General features: G+C 61.8%; 17 protein-coding genes. 14 read left to right on the top strand and 3 right to left on the bottom strand.

Annotated elements, in window-relative coordinates; all coding sequences use genetic code 11:
- Nucleotides 1–139 precede the first annotated feature (139 nt).
- Nucleotides 140–940, top strand: coding sequence for an exopolysaccharide production regulator ExoR (gene exoR, locus HGP14_RS08955; RefSeq protein WP_168829457.1), 801 nt, complete (start codon nt 140–142; stop codon nt 938–940).
- Between the two features lie 9 nt (nt 941–949).
- Here exoR and xth read toward each other — a convergent pair whose 3' ends face one another.
- Together xth and erpA are read right to left on the bottom strand one after the other, a co-directional pair.
- Nucleotides 950–1,741 (bottom strand): exodeoxyribonuclease III, encoded by a 792-nt coding sequence (xth, locus tag HGP14_RS08960; RefSeq protein WP_168829458.1) that lies wholly within the window; start codon nt 1,739–1,741, stop codon nt 950–952.
- A gap of 119 nt (nt 1,742–1,860) precedes the next feature.
- Entirely contained in the window at nt 1,861–2,193 is a 333-nt protein-coding gene (gene erpA / locus HGP14_RS08965) for an iron-sulfur cluster insertion protein ErpA (protein ID WP_168829459.1), read from the bottom strand.
- A 221-nt stretch (nt 2,194–2,414) separates the two neighbouring features.
- On the opposite strand from erpA, the gene HGP14_RS08970 reads away from it, so the two are divergent.
- The 13 genes from HGP14_RS08970 (at nt 2,415) to HGP14_RS09030 (ending at nt 17,672) form a co-directional block, all read left to right on the top strand.
- The gene (locus HGP14_RS08970; RefSeq protein ID WP_168829460.1) at nt 2,415–3,632 is read left to right on the top strand and encodes a deoxyguanosinetriphosphate triphosphohydrolase; all 1,218 of its coding nucleotides are present in this window, start codon (nt 2,415–2,417) and stop codon (nt 3,630–3,632) included.
- Nucleotides 3,633–3,685: 53 nt separating this feature from the next.
- Entirely contained in the window at nt 3,686–5,443 is a 1,758-nt protein-coding gene (gene argS / locus HGP14_RS08975) for an arginine--tRNA ligase (protein ID WP_168829461.1), read from the top strand.
- A gap of 61 nt (nt 5,444–5,504) precedes the next feature.
- Entirely contained in the window at nt 5,505–8,477 is a 2,973-nt protein-coding gene (locus tag HGP14_RS08980; protein WP_168829462.1) for an SPOR domain-containing protein, read from the top strand.
- 119 nt (nt 8,478–8,596) lie between these two features.
- A complete protein-coding gene (nagZ, locus tag HGP14_RS08985; RefSeq protein WP_168829463.1) occupies nt 8,597–9,610 on the top strand; it encodes a beta-N-acetylhexosaminidase in 1,014 nt (337 codons plus the stop codon).
- Nucleotides 9,611–9,631: 21 nt separating this feature from the next.
- Nucleotides 9,632–10,495 (top strand): segregation and condensation protein A, encoded by an 864-nt coding sequence (locus tag HGP14_RS08990; protein ID WP_168829464.1) that lies wholly within the window; start codon nt 9,632–9,634, stop codon nt 10,493–10,495.
- 13 nt (nt 10,496–10,508) lie between these two features.
- Entirely contained in the window at nt 10,509–11,195 is a 687-nt protein-coding gene (gene scpB, locus HGP14_RS08995) for an SMC-Scp complex subunit ScpB (RefSeq protein WP_168829635.1), read from the top strand.
- A gap of 184 nt (nt 11,196–11,379) precedes the next feature.
- Entirely contained in the window at nt 11,380–11,571 is a 192-nt protein-coding gene (locus HGP14_RS09000) for a twin-arginine translocase TatA/TatE family subunit (protein WP_168829465.1), read from the top strand.
- Nucleotides 11,572–11,619: 48 nt separating this feature from the next.
- Nucleotides 11,620–12,258 (top strand): Sec-independent protein translocase protein TatB, encoded by a 639-nt coding sequence (gene tatB / locus HGP14_RS09005; protein WP_168829466.1) that lies wholly within the window; start codon nt 11,620–11,622, stop codon nt 12,256–12,258.
- Complete coding sequence (gene tatC, locus HGP14_RS09010) at nt 12,255–13,082, top strand: twin-arginine translocase subunit TatC (RefSeq protein WP_168829467.1); 828 nt, start codon at nt 12,255–12,257, stop codon at nt 13,080–13,082. Before tatB ends, tatC begins: the two co-directional genes overlap by 4 nt.
- Before the next feature lie 102 nt (nt 13,083–13,184).
- Nucleotides 13,185–14,468, top strand: a complete 1,284-nt coding sequence (serS, locus tag HGP14_RS09015) for a serine--tRNA ligase (RefSeq protein ID WP_168829468.1) — start codon at nt 13,185–13,187, stop codon at nt 14,466–14,468.
- A 4-nt stretch (nt 14,469–14,472) separates the two neighbouring features.
- The gene (surE, locus tag HGP14_RS09020) at nt 14,473–15,240 is read left to right on the top strand and encodes a 5'/3'-nucleotidase SurE (protein ID WP_168829469.1); all 768 of its coding nucleotides are present in this window, start codon (nt 14,473–14,475) and stop codon (nt 15,238–15,240) included.
- 4 nt (nt 15,241–15,244) lie between these two features.
- Nucleotides 15,245–15,898, top strand: a complete 654-nt coding sequence (locus HGP14_RS09025; RefSeq protein WP_168829470.1) for a protein-L-isoaspartate(D-aspartate) O-methyltransferase — start codon at nt 15,245–15,247, stop codon at nt 15,896–15,898.
- Between the two features lie 172 nt (nt 15,899–16,070).
- On the top strand, nt 16,071–17,672 hold the full coding sequence (locus HGP14_RS09030; RefSeq protein WP_168829471.1) for a peptidoglycan DD-metalloendopeptidase family protein: 1,602 nt from the start codon (nt 16,071–16,073) through the stop codon (nt 17,670–17,672).
- Between the two features lie 91 nt (nt 17,673–17,763).
- Here the strand turns inward: HGP14_RS09030 and HGP14_RS09035 are convergent, their stop codons facing one another.
- Complete coding sequence (locus HGP14_RS09035) at nt 17,764–18,636, bottom strand: ATP-binding protein (protein ID WP_168829472.1); 873 nt, start codon at nt 18,634–18,636, stop codon at nt 17,764–17,766.
- Nucleotides 18,637–18,783: the final 147 nt, after the last annotated feature.

Consider the following 18,783-nt stretch of genomic DNA (forward strand, 5'->3'; position numbering starts at 1 on the left):
AAGGCTGGATGCGACGCGGGCAAAGGGGCCGTTGAGCCCGCCGCGGGATCGCTCGCCTGGAGGAATACGCCGGGAAGCCGGGCAGCAGCGTATTTGCTGCGGTGGCGGTCTGCGATGGAAGCGAGAGAAGCCGAGTGAAATGCTGACATCCGAGTTCAGACTATTCAGGTTGACGCTTATGGGGCTGTCTATCGCACTTTCGGCGGCGGTATGCTCCCCGGCATGCGCATTCGACATCAATGCCGGCGTCACCAAGGAGTCCGGGCCTTTCGATCTCTTCAAGTTCGGCTTCAAGGCCTATAAGAGCGGTCAGAAGGAAGAGGCCGTCGAAGCCTACAAATACGCAGCCGAAAAGGGCCATACGGGTTCTCGCTGGGCGCTCGCCAATATGTACGCGGATGGCGATGGCGTCGCTCAGGACGATTTCGAAGCCTTCAAGATCTACAGCGAAATCGCCCAGCAGGGCGTGGAGCCCGGTTCGGAAGACACCGGCTTCTTCATCAACGCGCTTTTGTCGCTCGCCAACTATTACAAGCACGGTATTCCGGGCAGCCCGGTGAAGATCGATCTCAATCAGGCCCGCCAGCTCTATTTCCAGGTGGCATCGACCTTCGGCATTCCCGAAGCGCAGTTCCAGCTCGCACAGATGATGCTATCGGGCGACGGCGGCAATCGCGCGCCGCAGCAGGCGAAGAAGTGGCTGAACCAGGCCCGCAAGAGCGGACATCCCGGCGCGATGTCTGTTTTCGGCAATATCCTTTTCCAGGAGGGCCAGTCGGCGCGTGGTCTGGCTCTGATGACCGCGGCGCTCGATCGCTGCAAGCCTAAGGATTGCAGCTGGATGGAGTCGCTTCAGGAGCAGGCCTTCTCCGTTGCCACCGAAAGCGACCGCCGCGCGGCCGTCTCGCTCTCTCACAACATCGCAACCGGCGGCGACTGAACTTAAGTTTTACGCCGTGAAGTCGAAATGGGCGACGACGGGGACGTGGTCGGAGGGCTTTTCCCAGGCGCGCACATGCTTTTCGATTGTTGCCGATGTCATGCGATCGGCGGCCTCCGGCGAAAGCATCAGGTGATCGATCCGGATGCCGTTGTTCTTCTGCCAGGCGCCTGCCTGGTAATCCCAGAAGGAATAGAGCTGGACGGCGTCGGTCGCAGCGCGAACCGCATCGGTGAGCCCGAGATTTTCCAGCCGGCGGAAAGCCTCGCGGGTCTGTGGCAGGAACAGGGCGTCATTTTCCCAAACCTTCGGATCGAAGCAGTCGTGCGGCTCGGGGATGACGTTGTAGTCGCCCGCAAGGATGTAGATCTCCTCATAGGCGAGGCGCTGGATCGCGAACTGCTGCAGGCGCTCCATCCAGGCGAGCTTGTAGGGATATTTTTCCGTGTCGACGGGATTGCCGTTCGGCAGGTAAAGGCAGCAGACGCGCAGCGCGCGGTTGCCGGGAATGGAAAATACGGCTTCCAGAAAACGGGCCTGCTCGTCGAGCGGATCGCCAGGCAGCCCGCGGCTCACTTCATCCGGCTTGGTCTTGGATAGGATCGCGACACCATTGAAGCCCTTTTGACCGTGGGTTTCGACGTGATAGCCCATGCCCGCGAGCTCCAGCCGCGGGAAAGCCTCGTCGATTGTCTTGATCTCCTGCAGGCAGACGATGTCCGGATCGGAATCCTTGAGCCAGTGCATGAGGTTGTCGATGCGCGCCTTGACGCCGTTGATGTTCCAGGTCGCGATCTTCATAGGCTCTTCCTCTGCCGCTTCGTAGCCGTTCTTCTACCGCGCCTCGCCGTATGCGGACAAGACACTAAGCCGGCCGGAAAAGGTTCTTCGGCCGGTTCGATGTGGACAGACAGGGGATCTTAGATCGAGAAGCTGGTGCCGCAGCCGCAACTCGCAACCGCATTGGGGTTTTTGATCTGGAAGGATTGGCCGAGGAGGTTGTCGACGAAGTCGATCTCGGAGCCGGCCATGTAAACCAGCGACAGGCTGTCGATCAGGACCTTGGCGTTGTCCTTCTCCACGACGACGTCATCGTCGTGGACGCTGTCGGCGAGATCGAATTTGTAGGAAAAGCCCGAGCAGCCGCCGCCTTCGACGGAAACGCGCAGGGCGTTTTTGCCGGCCTCGGCGCTGACGATCGCCGCGATTCGTTTTGCCGCCGCGTCGGAAAGGGTTACACTTACGTCCGTCATGTTTCCTCCTGCCGGGGTCAAGATCCGGAGAGAATTGATACTGGCCGATGAACCTTCAAACGGCTGATATCAAAAGAATTCATCACATGCGTTGCCGAAACGCATTTTCGGCAAGGCGGCTAAGAAAGCGCTTCTTTGTCGTTTATACCGGCTATAGGTATGAAGAGCGCAAAGCGGCGTCAATGGGCTTGGCGCTGCGCGATGTTGAATGACGGTGAAAAATGACGATCGACAGGCATGTACTGGGTTTCGGAAATGGCGAAAGGGCGATCTATGCCTCAGACGCCTGGAAGTCGCGTGGAAGGCTTTACTCCGAGAGCTCCAGTCCGACGCGATCGGAATTTCAGCGCGACCGCGATCGCATCGTGCATACGACGGCCTTCCGTCGTCTGAAGCACAAGACGCAGGTCTTCATCGCGCAGGATGGAGATCATTACCGCACGCGCCTCACGCACACGATCGAGGTCGCCCAGATCGCCCGTGCGCTGGCGCGCGCCTTGAAGCTCGACGAGGATCTTGCAGAGGGCGTGGCGCTCGTCCACGACTTCGGCCACACGCCCTTCGGCCACACCGGCGAAGACGCGCTGCACGAGGTGCTTCTGCCCTATGGCGGCTTCGACCATAACGCCCAGTCGCTCCGGATCGTCACCAAGCTGGAGCGGCGCTATGCCGAATTCGACGGCATCAACCTGACCTGGGAGAGCCTCGAAGGCCTGGTGAAACACAACGGCCCGTTGCTGACCAAGGACGGGCAGGGCACGCGTGGGCCGGTGCCGCAGCCGATCCTCGACTACTGCGAAATCCACGATCTCGAACTCGCCACCTTCGCCAGCCTCGAAGCGCAGGTGGCGGCGATCGCAGATGACATCGCCTACAATACGCATGACATCGACGATGGTCTTCGCGCGGGCTACCTGACGTTCGACATGCTGGAGGAAATCCCGTTCCTCGCCGGATTGATGTCCGAGGTCCGCGACCGCTATCCCAATCTTGAGGAAAGCCGCTTTACGAACGAAATCATGCGCCGGCAGATCACGCGCATGGTCGAGGATGTCATCGCCGTGGCGCAAGAACGCCTGGCACGGTTGAAGCCGCGCAGCGTCGACGACATACGCGCGGCGAACGGAGCCATCGCAACCTTTTCCGAGGAAATGTCGGAAACGGACAAGCAGATCAAGCAGATGCTCTTCAAGCGTATCTACCGTCACCCGGAAATCATGCGGATTCGCGCAGGTGCTGCCCAGATAGTCACCGATCTCTTCGCCGCCTACATGGCTAACCCGAAGGAGATGCAGAGCCATTACTGGGTCGACCACATCTCAGGCCTCGCCGATGCACCGAAAGCCCGTCACGTTGGCGATTATCTCGCCGGCATGACGGACACCTATGCAATCAGCGCCCACAGGCGTTTGTTTGACCATACCCCGGATTTGCGATAGGCAGCGGGCGCCCGGCAGGAGCCTGCGGCAGAGCCTATGCATGGAAGAGTGCGATGAACCTTTTTACCGATTTCGAAGCCAGGATTAAGAATGCCCTTGAACAGATTGATCTTATCAAGGAAAAGCGATCCGAGCTCGATTTCGGCCGCATCGCCGTTGAGCCGCCGCGCGATTCAAGCCACGGCGATGTCGCGACCAATGCCGCTATGGTCCTGGCAAAACCGCTCGGCACCAACCCGCGCGCGCTCGCCGAAATCATCATCGCCAAATTGAAGGAAGATGCCGACGTAGCCGAGGTGTCGGTTGCCGGTCCCGGCTTCATCAACATCAGGCTTTCGGTCGCTTACTGGCAGCGCCTGCTCGCTTCAATAATCGAAGCGGGGACGGCTTTCGGACGCTCCACACTCGGCGCTGGCAAGAAGATCAATGTCGAATACGTCTCGGCAAATCCGACCGGTCCGATGCATGTCGGCCACTGCCGCGGCGCCGTTGTCGGCGACGCGCTTGCCAATCTCCTGGCCTTTGCCGGTTTTGCTGTCGAGAAGGAATATTACATCAACGACGCCGGATCGCAGATCGATGTGCTGGCGCGCTCGGTCTTCCTGCGCTACCGCGAGGCTCTGGGCGAGGACATCGGCGAGATTCCGCCTGGCCTCTATCCGGGCGACTACCTGATCCCGGTCGGCCAGTCACTGGCAAGTGACTATGGCGTGCGACTACACAACATGCCCGAAGACCAGTGGATGACGATCGTCAAGGACCGGGCGATCGATGCGATGATGGCGATGATCCGCGAGGATCTCGCGGCACTCAATGTGCATCACGACGTCTTCTTTTCGGAGCGGACGCTTCACGACGCCGGTTCTGCGGCAATCCGCACCGCGATCAACGACCTCACCTTCAAGGGTTACGTTTACAAAGGCGCCCTCCCGCCCCCGAAGGGCCAGTTGCCGGAAGACTGGGAAGATCGCGAGCAGACGCTCTTCCGCTCGACGGAAGTCGGCGACGACATGGACCGTCCGCTCATCAAGTCCGACGGCTCATACACTTATTTCGCCGCGGACGTGGCCTACTTCAAGAACAAGTTCGACCGCGGCTTCGATGAGATGATCTATGTACTTGGCGCCGACCACGGCGGCTACGTGAAGCGCCTGGAGGCGGTCGCCCGCGCCATTTCGGAAGGCAAGTCGACGCTCACCGTACTGCTTTGCCAGCTCGTAAAGCTTTATCGCAACGGCGAGCCGGTGAAGATGTCGAAGCGCTCCGGCGACTTCGTGACCCTGCGCGACGTCGTTGAAGAAGTCGGCCGCGATTCGGTTCGCTTCATGATGCTTTACCGCAAGAATTCCGAGCCGCTTGACTTCGATTTTGCCAAAGTAACGGAGCAATCCAAAGATAATCCGGTCTTTTACGTGCAGTATGCGCACGCCCGCTGCATGTCGGTTTTCCGGCAGGCGAAAGAGGCGTTTCCGGGCCTCGATGTGTCGCCCGCGGAGCTTGCGCAAGCAGTCTCCGGAATCTCGGATCCCACGGAATTGCAGCTCGTTGCGAAGGCTGCGGAGTTCCCGCGGGTTGTGGAAGCCGCGGCCCAATCCCACGAGCCGCACCGCATCGCGTTTTACCTTTATGATCTGGCCAGTTTCTTCCACGCCCACTGGAACAAAGGCAAAGATCAAACGGAATTACGATTTGTTAACGATAAGGACCGAGAATCGAGTATTGCCAGACTTGGGCTGGTGTATGCTGTCGCTGCGGTTTTGAAGGCTGGACTTGCCATTACAGGCACTGCCGCGCCGGATGAGATGCGATAACGTCACCATTTCCCCACAATGCGCTGGCATTTGACCGCGTTGGTTTACGAGTGGGATGGGTATGGCTGACAAACAACTGGCGTATGATGCGCGAAAGAAGACGGATCATTTCGATGAGGATGATCCGCTTGCCGAGCTTGCGCGAATCGTCGGCTTTGAGCCGCGTGTAGCCGCAAATACGATTCCGGACGTGCCCCGGCAGGAGCCGGCGTTCAATCTCGAGGACGAGCTGCTTCGCGAATTCGAGCGTTTCGATGCTCCCCGTCCGCTCGCCGCTCTCGATCGCCCGGCTGAGCCCGCCGTCGAAGAATATGACTATCCCGCCGCTGACGCCGTCGTCGAGCCGGAACCTGTCGAGCCGTCGCCCGCGACCTCGCCGGTTTCGGAGGAGGCCGCCCTCCTTTCTGCTGCCGATTGGGCGGCTCCCGCGCGTCCCGAACCTGTTTCCGGTGGTGCCCGCGATCTGATCGAGGAGCTTGAGCTTTCGATCGGTGGTACTGCCGTTCAAAATCCGCAGCCTTCCGCCAAGGTGCCGCAATGGGCCGCTGCCAGCATCAGGCTGCCTCTCGCAAACTTCCACGCGGTTCGCCGCGAGGCGCCAGTTGAAGCGCATTCGGTGGAAGCATTTGCAGCTCCCGAGCCGGAGCCCGCAGCTGCCGCTGCCCCGCCGCAACCGGAGCCCGTTGCCCAGCCCGAACCAGCCGCAGAGCCGGCTGCCTTCGATGCTGCCCAGGAATTCGTAGCCACGGCCACTCAGGGCTATCCAGCCGAACTCGATCGCCACGAGGAAGTGGCGGCGCACGAGGCACCCTTGGAGCCGCCCGTTGCCGAAGAAGCGCCCATTGAGGTCGAGCCTTTCGATCTCGTTGCTGCCGCCACGGAAGGAGCCGTGCAAGCGGACGCCGCACTGACGGAAGCTCTTCCTGAGGAAGAGTCTATCGCCTTTGATCTCGACGACCTCCTGGCGGATGTATCGCGTTACCCTGTGCCTCAGCGCAGCTCGATGGAGCCTGCGGCCGAACCCGCCGAGGCGTTCGAGCAGTGGGAACCCTTTGTCGCCGCACCTGCCGCTGTTGTAACTCCCGCTCCCGCTGCCGAATTCAAGGCAGCCGCCGAGCCCGTGGCATCGCAGGCGGATGACATCGAAGATCCGTTTGCCGGCCATGACTTCGAACTCGATCTTGAGGGCATCGAACTCGAACTCGCTGATTTCGATTTCGCCGAGTCGGCAAAGCAGCAGGCGCCTGAGCCGGCGCCCGCTCCAGTTGCCGTTGCGGCGCCTTCGTTCGCCGCTGCGGCGCGGCCCGCCGTCCAGGCCGCCGTTGCTCCGGTTTACGAAGCGCCAGCTCCTGCGGCCGTGAGAAGCTTGCCCGTTGTGGAAGACACGGACGAAGAGCTGCCTTTCGATGCGGCGATGATCGCCGAGGCTGACCAGCACCCCGAGGCGGTTGAAGACATGCACGTGCCGACGCTGCCCCCGGTGGAGCAGCCTGCACCGATTGCTGCGGCAAATGATTTCGATTTCGATGTCGATGTGGAGATTGCAAGCCTGTTCGAAACGCCGGCCCCGGTGGCGCCGACGCCGGCCGCACCGGCTTGGGCGCCTCCCGCAGCTGCTTGGACGACTTCCGCTGCCGCGGCGGTCGTCGCAGCGGCTCCTGTTGCTCCGGTGGCTTCGGCCAGGCCGCAGCCAGCAGGTGGCCCGGACGAATTTGAGCGTGCGCTCGAGGAGGATTTCCGTCGCAGCGTTCGCGAGCCCATCCGCCGCACAGAAGCGCCGGCCGAGGTCCGTATCCAATCCGCGACTGAAGCCGAGGACCTGAGCCGGGCTCGCAGCATGAAGCGGCTGCTTGCCGCCGCAGCGCTCGTCGTCATCTTCGCGGGTGGCGCCTACGGCGTCTATTCCATGGTCACGGACGGCGGCCTCGGCATTGCCGGCGGCGAACCGCCGGTCATTATGGCCGACAAGGATCCGATCAAGATCGTGCCGGAGAATCCGGGCGGCAAGACTGTGCCGAACCAGGACAAGGCAGTCTATGATCGCGTTGCGGGTGCGACCGAAGCGCCAAAGCAGAAGGCGCTGGTTTCGTCGGACGAAGAGCCGGTCGATGTCGTTCAGCGCACGCTGGCGCCCGACGCTCTGCCGGAAGATAACGAGAGCGTCATCAACGATGCTGCGGTGAGCACCCCGGTCGAGGATACGCAGGATCCGCGCCTGCTGCCGAGCGAAACTGCGGCGGACAATACAGCCGCGACGGACGCCGCGGAAAATGGCGATCGGCCGCTGGCCATTGCCCCGCGCAAGGTTCGCACGATGATCGTCAAGCCGGACGGAACGCTTGTGGCTCGCGACGAGCCTGCCGAACCGGTCGAACAGCCGGTCGCTCAGGCGCCTGCGCCTGCGGCTGCAGCCGGTGGCTCGGCGGCAAGCTTCCCGGCGAACAACGAGGTTGCCTCCGCCGACATCCGTGCGACCCCGGTCCAGACGACCCCGGTTGCTCCTCTGCCTCCCGCACAGCAGGCTTCTCCGTCTGGTTTGCAGAAGGCTGCCGCCGCGGATGCGGCGAGTTTCGAGGATCAGCCGGCCAGCCCGGCTCAGGCGGCGCCTTTGGCTGAGAAGCCGGCCGATACCGCGCCGATTCCCTCCGCCCGTCCGACCGAGCAGCCGGTGAACGTCGTCGGCACCGTTACCGAGAGGGGTAAGGTTCGCCCGGCCGAGCAGCAGCCGAAGCCCGCCGAGGTCGCATCGGCCGAGCCTGCCGCCGCCCAGCCGCAGCAGGCCGCCCCGAGCGGTGGTTACGCCATGCAGATCGCCTCGCTGCCGTCCGAGGCCGAGGCAAACAAGACCTTTGCGAGCCTGTCGAAGAAATTTTCGAGCGTCCTTGCTGGCCGCAGCTTCGAAGTTCGCAAGGCCGACATCGCCGGCAAGGGGACGTTCTACCGCCTCCGTATCCCGGCCGGCTCCAAGGACGAAGCGGCAGCTCTTTGCGGACAGTATCGTGCCGCCGGTGGAAGTTGCCTGATTTCCAAATAAGCGGTCGACTTTTCGATACGAAAGCGGCGGGTAACTCCCGCCGTTTTTTATTGCCTGCTTTCCTGTGAATGGCGCTTGACCTTACTCGCCTTTTCGGTGCCAGCCTCTATGATTCGCATATGACCGAATCAAAAGCGATGATCCTGGGCTGTAGCGGCCTGTCCCTGACCTCCGAAGAGAAGACCTTTTACAGGGCCGAGCGGCCCTGGGGATTCATCCTCTTCGGGCGCAACATTTCCGAGCCGCAGCAGATTGCCGACTTGGTCGCCGAAATGCGCGAAAGCGTCGGCTGGCATGCGCCGGTGCTGATCGATCAGGAGGGCGGACGCGTGCAGCGCATCCGCCAGCCGATCCTGCATCATTATCCCTCCGGCGAAGCGCTCGGGGATATATACCGCCGGGATCGGGAGCAGGGGCTGCGCGCCGCCTGGCTGATGTCGCGACTGCACGCTTTCGACCTTCTGAAGTTCGGCATCAACGTGGATTGCCTGCCTGTTCTCGACGTGCCGGTGGAGGGAAGCAGCAGCGTCATCGGCAACCGCGCCTATGGAGGCGATCCGAAAACCGTCGCCGATATGGGGCGGGCGGCTGCCGAGGGGCTGAAGGCCGGCGGCGTGCTGCCGGTCATGAAGCATATGCCGGGCCATGGCCGCGGCTTTGCCGATTCCCACCACGAACTGCCGGTCGTCACTGCCTCCCGCGATGAGCTTGAGGCGCACGACTTCCCGCCCTTCATTGCCATGAAGAACGAGTTGATGGCGATGACCTGCCACGTCGTCTTCACGGCGATAGATCCCGACAATCCGGCAACCACCTCGCGCAAGGTGATCGACGGCGTGATCCGGGGGCGGATCGGCTTCAAGGGCCTGTTGCTTTCCGATGATACCTCCATGAATGCGCTGGCAGGAACAATCGCCGAGCGGGCGGCGAATATCATTGCAGGCGGATGTGATATCGTGCTGCATTGTAATGGCCATATGGACGAGATGCAGCAGGTCGTGGCCAACACGCCCATCTTGGCGGGCGCCTCGCTTGAACGGGCAGATGCCGTGCTGGCGGGCTTCCCCAAAGCCGATGCGGCAGAGGAGGCGGCGATCCGCGCCGAATTCGACGGAATGTTTGCATCGGTCTGAGCGCGAAGAAGAGGAGCTGGCTTGAACACGGTGAAGGGCACGGAGCAGACACCGACGGCGGCAACGCCGATGGATAAGCTCTGGGAGGATAACGGCGGCGAGCGCGCGAGCCATGAGCCCGCGCTGGTGATCGACGTTGCCGGTTTCGAAGGCCCGCTCGACCTTCTGCTCTATCTCGCCCGCAATCAGAAGGTCGACCTGTCGCGGATCTCGGTGCTGGCGCTGGCCGAACAGTATCTGCAGTTCGTCGAAACCGCCCGCCGCATCCGTATCGAGCTTGCCGCGGACTATCTCGTGATGGCGGCCTGGCTGGCTTATCTGAAGTCCCGCCTGCTGATCCCGCAGCAGGTCAAGGACGACGGCCCCTCCGGCGAGGAGATGGCCGCAACGCTAGCCTTCCGCCTGAAGCGCCTGGGAGCCATGCGCGAGGCAGCAAACGGGCTCACGAACCGCAACCGTCTTGGCCGCGATGTCTTTTCCCGCGGAGCACCCGAGCATATTCCTGACCGGCAGCGATCCGCCTACGAGGCGAGCCTGTATGATCTTCTGACCGCATACGCCTCGCTTCGCCAGCGCCAGACGGTGACGCAGGTGACGATCGCGCGCCGCAATGTCTGGTCTCTGACCGATGCCCGCGAACTGTTGACGCGCATGCTCGGGGAGGTCGGTGGCTGGACGGCCCTGGAGCAATACCTGCTGCGTTACATGGCATCGCCTGAAGAGCGCGTCACCGCAATCGCCAGTGCCTTTGCGGCCTCCCTTGAACTCGCGCGCGAGGGCAAGCTGGAGATCCGCCAGGAAGGCGCCTTCGAGCCGCTCTATATGCGCCGGGGACCGAAGCACGCGACCCTGCAGGTGGTCGAGCAGGAGAGGCCAGTTGATTGATTTGAGCGAAGATATGCGCAACGAGGTCGCGTCTCGTGAGGATTACCAGGCGGAGGTGGAGGCCGAGCGCATCGCCGAGGCTCTGGTCTTTGCCTCCTCGCAGCCGGTTTCGGAGGGCTTCATCGCGGATCGCCTTCCGCGGCATTTCAACGTGCGCGCCATTATGCTCAGGCTTAAGGAGCAATATGCCCCGCGCGGCGTCAATCTCGTCCAGGTGGATGACGCCTGGGCCTTCCGCACCTCTGCCGATCTCTCTTTCATCATTCGCCGTGACGAGAACGAGGTGAAGAAGCTGTCGCGGGCCGCGCTCGAGGTTCTGGCGATCATTGCGTATCACCAGCCGGTGACTCGCGCAGAGATCGAGGATATCCGCGGCGTGCAGACCTCGCGCGGCACGTTGGATGTGCTGATGGAAGCAGGCTGGGTGCGTTTCCGCGGCCGCCGCCGCACCCCCGGCCGGCCTGTGACGCTCGGCACCACACGCGATTTCCTCGATCATTTCGGCCTCGAGGAAATTCGTGATCTGCCTGGACTCGAAGAGCTGAAGGGGGCGGGCCTGCTCTCCGGCCGTATCCCCGCAAACTTCAATGTTCCATCGCCGCTGATGAGCGACGAACTGGCCGAGGACGAAGATCCGATTACGCAGTTGGATCTTGAAGAACTGGGCCTTCTGACCCCTGGCGGCGCCTCTCAAGATTAATGTGATTCGGTCTTTGTTTTGACACCGAGGGCGAAAACAATGCCGATTGCCATAATTCGAGGCCCGGATGACTTGTCATCATGGGCGAACCCATGACATTAAGCGTCAATTTAGGGAGGTTCGATGTTGGAAACCGTGTTGGAAACTCTTACATCGAACGGATAACGCAATAGGAGTATGCGGAATGGGTTCCTTTAGCATGTGGCACTGGCTCATCGTCCTGGCGATCGTGCTGTTGTTGTTTGGCCGTGGCAAGATTCCGGAACTGATGGGCGACGTCGCCAAGGGCATCAAAAGCTTCAAGAAGGGCATGAACGACGACGACGCACCGGAAACGGCAAAGACCGTCGATCACAAGGCCGACGAAACCAAGTAATAAGCCTGGGAACGGGTGGTTGCCCCACTTCCCCGTCAGGAGCCTTGAATGTTCGATATTGGCTGGACCGAGTTGCTTGTCATCGCGGTCGTTTTGATCGTGGTTGTCGGTCCCAAGGATTTGCCGCCTATGCTGCGCGCATTCGGCAAGATGACGCAGCGTGCCCGCAAGGTGGCAGGCGAATTTCGCGCCCAGTTCGACGAGGCGCTGCGGGAAGCGGAGCTTGACGACGTGCGTCAGACGATCAGCGACGCGCAGCGGCTTAACCCGGTCAACAGCCTGCGCGAGGCAATGAACCCACTTCGCGAGATGGGTAACGAGATCAAGGCCGATCTGCAGAACGCAACAAGGGCTGATAAGCCCGCGGAGGAGAACAAGACGGAAGTGGCGGCGCCAGCGCCATCGCTCAGCCTTCCGGAAACTCCGCCGATCGTGCCTGCACCCGAAGCGCCGGCCGCGCCTGTGCCCGCAGAACCGGTTGCTGCCGAGAAGCCGAAGGCCGTCCGCAAGCCGCGTGCCGCTGCTGCAGCTGAAAAGCCGGCACCTGCTGCTGTCGTTTCAGCAGCCGCCACAAAGCCGAAGCGCGCTGCGTCCGCAAAGCCGGCCTCGGTAGCCAAGACTGCTCCGGCAAAGAAGACCGCAGCCGCTCCGAAGAAGACGGCCACCAAGAAGAAGGACGAGGCATGAGCGGTGACATCCAAGACAAACCGCAGCCATTGATCGAACACCTGATGGAGCTGCGCACGCGGCTGATCTGGTCGATCGGTGCGTTTTTCGTCGCCTTCATCGTCTGCTTCATCTTCGCCAAGCATCTCTTCAATGCCCTGGTTTACCCCTACAAATGGGCTGTCCAGTGGGCAGGCCTCGATGTCACGAAGGCGCAGCTGATCTACACGGCTCCGCAGGAGTTCTTCTTCACGCAGGTAAAGGTCGCGATGTTCGGCGGCCTTGTGATCGCCTTCCCGATCATTGCCGCGCAGATCTACAAGTTCGTTGCCCCCGGCCTCTACAAGAACGAGCGCGCAGCCTTCCTGCCGTTCCTGATCGCTTCGCCGGTCCTGTTTTTGATGGGCGGCGCGCTGGTTTACTTCTTCTTCACGCCGATGGTCATGTGGTTCTTCCTGACCATGCAGCAGGCGCCGGGGGAGGGTGATGTCGCAATCTCGCTGCTGCCGAAGGTCTCGGAGTATCTGAGCCTCATCATGACGCTCGTCTTTTCCTTCGGCCTGGTTTTCCAGCTTCCGGTCGTCACGACGCTGCTCGCCCGCGTCGGCTTGCTCACCTCGCAATGGCTCGCCGAGAAGCGCAAGTTCGCGATCGTGCTCGCCTTCATCGTCGCCGCGGTACTGACGCCGCCCGATCCGATGTCCCAGATCGGCCTTGCACTGCCGACGATCCTTCTCTACGAGATTTCCATCTACGCGGCGCGACTCGTGGAGCGCCAACGTGCGGCGCAGGCGGTCGAAGAGGCGAATGGGTCCGCAGATGTTGCCAAGACGGACAGCGTCTGAACGGTTCTCCGGAATTCCCTCCTGAACGCATGTAGAATATCCGGTCGAGGCCCGGTCAGGCTTTGGCCGGATCATGTCTTTTGTAACGACCCCGGAACGACAATGCTCGATATCAAATGGATCCGTGAGAATCCCGAGGCGCTCGATGCGGCACTTGCCAAGCGTGGTGCCGAGCCCTTGTCCGAAAGCCTGATTGCGCTCGATGAGAAGCGCCGCTCGGCCATCCAGAAGGCCCAGGACATGCTCTCCCGCCGCAATGCCGCCTCCAAGGAGATCGGCGCGGCGATGGCACAGAAGAACAGCGAGCTTGCCGAAAAGCTTAAGGCCGAAGTCGCCGAGATGAAGGTCTCGCTGCCGGCGGCCGAAGACGAAGAGCGCCAGCTAACGGCTGAGCTCAACGATGCCCTGTCGCGCATTCCGAACGTGCCGCTCGATGACGTGCCGGTCGGCAAGGACGAGCACGACAATGTCCTTACCCGCACCGTCGGTGACAAGCCGCGCTGGAACCATACGCCGAAGGAACATTTCGAAATTGGCGAAGCGCTTGGCTACATGGATTTCGAGCGCGCCGCCAAGCTGTCCGGTTCGCGTTTCACGGTGCTGACCGGCCAGCTTGCCCGGCTGGAGCGCGCGCTTGGCCAGTTCATGATCGATCTTCACACCGGCGAGCACGGCTATACCGAAGTCAGCTCTCCGTTAATGGTGCGCAGCGAGACAATGTTCGGCACCGGCCAGCTTCCGAAGTTCGCGGAAGACTCTTTCAAAACGACCGATGGCCGCTGGTTGATTCCGACAGCGGAAGTAACCCTGACGAACCTTGTCGCCGGCGAAATCCTGGAGCAGGAAAAGCTGCCGCTTCGCTTCACGGCGCTGACCCCGTCCTTTCGCTCGGAGGCGGGCTCCGCTGGCCGGGACACGCGCGGCATGCTGCGCCAGCACCAGTTCTGGAAATGCGAGCTGGTGTCGATCACCGACGCCGAAAGCTCGATCGCCGAGCATGAGCGCATGACTGCCTGCGCCGAGGAAGTGCTGAAACGCCTCGGCCTGCATTTCCGCACGATGACGCTTTGCACCGGCGACATGGGCTTTGGCGCCCGCAAGACCTACGACATCGAGGTCTGGCTGCCGGGACAGAACACCTACCGCGAAATCTCGTCCTGCTCCGTCTGCGGCGATTTCCAGGCGCGGCGCATGAATGCGCGTTACCGCGGCAAGGACGACAAGGGCACGAAGTTCGTTCACACCCTGAACGGATCCGGTGTCGCCGTCGGCCGCTGCCTGATCGCGGTCCTCGAAAACTACCTGAACGAGGACGGCTCGGTTACTATACCGGACGCGCTGTTGCCCTATATGGGCGGTTTGACGAAGATCGAACGGGCGGCCTGAAGCGATGCGCATTCTGCTCACCAATGACGACGGCATTCATGCCGAAGGTCTCTCGGCACTTGAGCGGATTGCGCGCACTCTGTCTGACGACGTGTGGATCGTCGCGCCCGAAACGGACCAGAGCGGCCTGGCGCATTCGCTGAGCCTTTCCGAACCGCTTCGCCTGCGCCAGGTCTCGGAGAAACACTTCGCGCTGCGCGGCACGCCGACCGACTGCGTCATCATGGGCATCAAGCAGGTCATGGACATCAAGCCGGACCTTGTGCTCTCCGGCGTGAATTCCGGCTCGAACGTTGCCGACGACGTCACCTATTCCGGCACCATAGCCGGCGCCATCGAAGGCACGATGCAGGGTGTGCGCTCCTTCGCGCTGAGCCAGGCCTATGTCTATTCCGATGGCGTGCGCATGGTGCCCTGGGAAGTCGCCGAGACGCATGCACCGGCTCTTCTCGAAAAGCTGATGAATGTCGAATTGCCGGAAGGCACTTTCTTCAATCTCAATTTCCCGAGCTGCCGTCCGGAAGACGTGCAGGGCGTCGAAGTCACCGCCCAGGGCAAGCTCGCCTTCAACCTGCAGGTCGATGCGCGCTCCGACGGTCGTGGCTTCCCATACTACTGGCTGAAGTTCGGCGAGCGCGCCGGCGACTTTTCCGACGGCACGGATATTCATGCGCTCAAGCATAACAAGATTTCGGTAACACCTTTGAAACTGGATCTGACCGATTATTCCGTAAGGGACCGCGTGGCGCGGGCGCTTTCTGGTACGGAGTAACGCTTTGACAGTACGGCAGGTCGAGAAGGAAGGTTTCGCAGCGCTCGTCTTGAGGCTGCGGTCCGAAGGCATTTCCGATATTAATCTGCTGACGGCCGTCGAGCAGACGCCGCGCGCGCTGTTTGTACCGCCGCAATTTGCCGACGATGCCTATTCCACCCGCACGATCCCGATCGAGTGCGGCTCGTTCCTGGAAGGCGTCGATCTCGCCATCCGCATCCTGCATCATCTCAAGGTGAAGCCCGGCCAGCGCGTGCTCGAAGTCGGCACCGGCAGCGGCTTCATGGCTGCCGTCATTGGCCGCATGGCCGAGCGCGTCCTGACGGTTGATCGCTACAAGACCCTGACGACGAACGCGCAGCGCCGCATGGACCAGCTCGGTCTGCGCAGCATCATCGTGCGCCACGCCGATGGCAGCAACGGCCTGCAGGGCGAGGGGACGTTCGACCGCATCCTCGTGACGGCCGCTTTTAACTCCATGCCCCGCTTCTACGCGGACCAGTTGGTTTCGGGCGGTTCGATGATCGCGCCGCTGATGATCACCGAGGATCAATGCCGTATGGTCCGGCTGACCAAGACCGGCAGCCGGTTCGAACGCGAAGAGCTTTTCGAGGTTCCTTATCTGCCGATTGTCCCGCGGCTCGCGTCCCAGCTCTGAGGCCTTCGACGCCGGCGTTTCCAAGATTGCCGGTGGCTGCGACTTTTCACCCGCAAAACTATGGTTATCAATTCCTCAAAAATATCCGCTTGATTTGAGCGCCTTAACCGGGTGGTAACACTAACGCGGTTTAATATACCCACAAATGGTTGAGTAAATAGTGGGTCGTGTCATGCGTTACAGCGTTTCGCCGAGCTTCGGAAAGTCGGCCGGTAATCTTATGTTTGTGGCCCTGCTGGCGAGCACCGCAGCCGGCTGCAGCTCGGATGTGACACGTTTCGGCGGCCTATTCGCCGGCTCTGGTCAGGATCAGATGACGACAGGGTCTGTACCGCGCCGGAGCATGAGCGGCCTGCAGAGTGACCCGGTCCCAACAGCTGATCTTCAACCCGGCATGACGCAGCCGTCTTACAATTCCAGCAATGTCGCTATGAACCAACCCTATCCGGCCAGCACCGGAACGGTTCAGTCCAACGCCCGAATGGCTTCGGCCCCCGTCTCGGTCCAGCGCTCCGACCTTGCGCCGCCGACGGGAGCATCGCCATCGACGCCTTCTCGGGAAAAGCAGGTCGCTATGGCGCAGCCGTTCCCGGCCGCTCCGTCGGTCACCGAAGCGCCGCGGCGCACCCAGCCGGCTCCGAAGCTTGCCGCGCCCGATCCGATCACCACCGGCACGACTCCGAAGGCCTCCGGCTGGTCTGCGTCCAATGCGCCCTCCGTCATGGTGCGCCCGGGAGAAAATCTCGCGTCGCTTGCAAGACGGTACGGCGTTCCCGAAAAGGAAATTCTCCGCGCCAACAACATGAAGTCGGCCGCGGCCATCAAGCCGGGCGAAACGATCCTCATTCCGACCTTCAATGGCGGCAGCAACGCCGCCAAGGCTTCCGCGCAGGCGGCCGATTTCTCCAAGGGCGGCAAGCTTCCGCAGCCTTCGAAGATGCCGGAACAGAACGTTGCGGTGTTGCCGGGCACAGGCTCTGCTCGCGACAAGTCGCAGACCGGCGCGGATCCCGCGACCGGGAAGGTCGCTGCCGGTGCCGGCAAGGGTCCGAATGCCGGTGGCGGTACCTATACCGTAAAGCCGGGAGACTCGCTCGCCAAGATCGCCAAGGTGACAGGCGCCAGGGTCGACGACATCAAGGCGGCGAACAACCTTTCCGCAAGCTCGATCCGCATCGGTCAGACGCTGACCATTCCGAACGGCTCCGCGTCTGCCGATCAGACGAAAACCGCGTCTATCCCGGTAAAGGCGCAACCGAAGCCTGCTTCGCCCGCGGCATCCGCTGCGGCAGAGACGGCTTCCGCCCAGCCCGCCTCCTACACCCCGGCTGCCACGCAGACGGTCGATGAAGTCGAGAAGAAGGCGGATGTCGCCTCCGCCGCACCGGAATCGACCGGCATCGGCAAATACCGCTGGCCGGTCCGCGGCGCGGTCATCGCTGCCTACGGCGCCAACGTCAACGGCAGCCGCAACGACGGCATCGACATATCGGTGCCGCAGGGCACGCCGATCAAGGCCGCGGAAAACGGTGTGGTCATCTATGCCGGCAACGGCTTGAAGCAGCTTGGCAATACCGTCCTCGTTCGCCACGACGACGGCACCGTCACCGTCTACGGCAATGCTGATACGCTGAGCGTCACGCGTGGGCAGAAGGTACAGCGCGGCCAGACCGTTGCCGTCTCCGGCATGAGCGGCAGCGTGAAGCAGCCGCAGGTCCACTTCGAAGTCCGCAAGGACGCATCGCCGGTCAATCCGATCACATTCCTCGAGTAGGTCAAGCGTCTCGGGAACATGCAAAAGCCCGGCTTCCCGCCGGGCTTTTGTCGTTTTGCAACAGCCGGAGCCACTGATTAGGATTGGGACCCTAATCTCGGGCGAGGGTGATGCGCATGCGCCCAGCGAGATCCTGTATGTACTGCCAGGCCACGCGGCCGGAGCGCGCGCCGCGCGTGGTCGCCCATTCGAGCGCCTCTGCATACATCTTCTCGCGATCGAGCGTCAGCTTGAAGTAGTCGGCATAACCGTCGATCATGGTGAGATAGTCTTCCTGGCTGCATTTGTGGAAGCCGAGCCAGAGGCCGAAACGATCGGAAAGCGACACCTTCTCCTCGACCGCCTCCGACGGATTGATCGCCGTCGACTGCTCGTTTTCCATCATATGCCGCGGCAGCAGGTGACGGCGGTTGGATGTGGCGTAGAAGACCACGTTGTCCGGCCGTCCCTCGACGCCGCCGTCGAGCGCTGCCTTCAATGACTTGTAGGCAGTATCGTCATGATCGAAGGAAAGGTCGTCGCAGAAAACGATGACACGATGCGGCGTCTCCTTCAGAAGATCAAGCAGCGTCGGCAGGCTTGAGATGTCTTCGCGATGCACTTCGACAAGCTTCAGGGAAACGCCGCTTTCCCGGCGGACATCCTCATGCACCGCTTTGACCAGCGACGACTTGCCCATGCCACGGGCACCCCAGAGCAGTACGTTATTGGCTGGAAATCCCTCCGCGAAGCGCACGGTATTTTCGTGCAGAATGTCGCGCACGTGGTCGACGCCGCGAATGAGCTTCAGCGCCACCCGGTTCGGCCGCGGGACAGGTTGCAGGTGGAGACGGGCAGGGGACCAGACGAAACAGTCGGCGGCGTTCCAGTCGTTGACGCCGGGTCTCGGACCTGCCAGCCGCTCGATGGAATCAGCAAGCCGCCTCAGCTCCTGCAAAATGACGCTGTTCAGTTCCTCGGCCATCGTATGTCTCCTGAATTCCGTTGCCGTTGCCAGCCTTGGGGTTTCGACGCGAGGTAGCATGGCCTTTCCACAGCGGAAAGGTTATGACACAGGGGAATCGGTACGGCTTCAGGCTGTTTTTGTTGCATTCGTTCTTGCCGCAACTAT

The organism is Rhizobium sp. P32RR-XVIII, from assembly GCF_012641395.1.
Classification (GTDB): Bacteria; Pseudomonadota; Alphaproteobacteria; order Rhizobiales; family Rhizobiaceae; genus Rhizobium.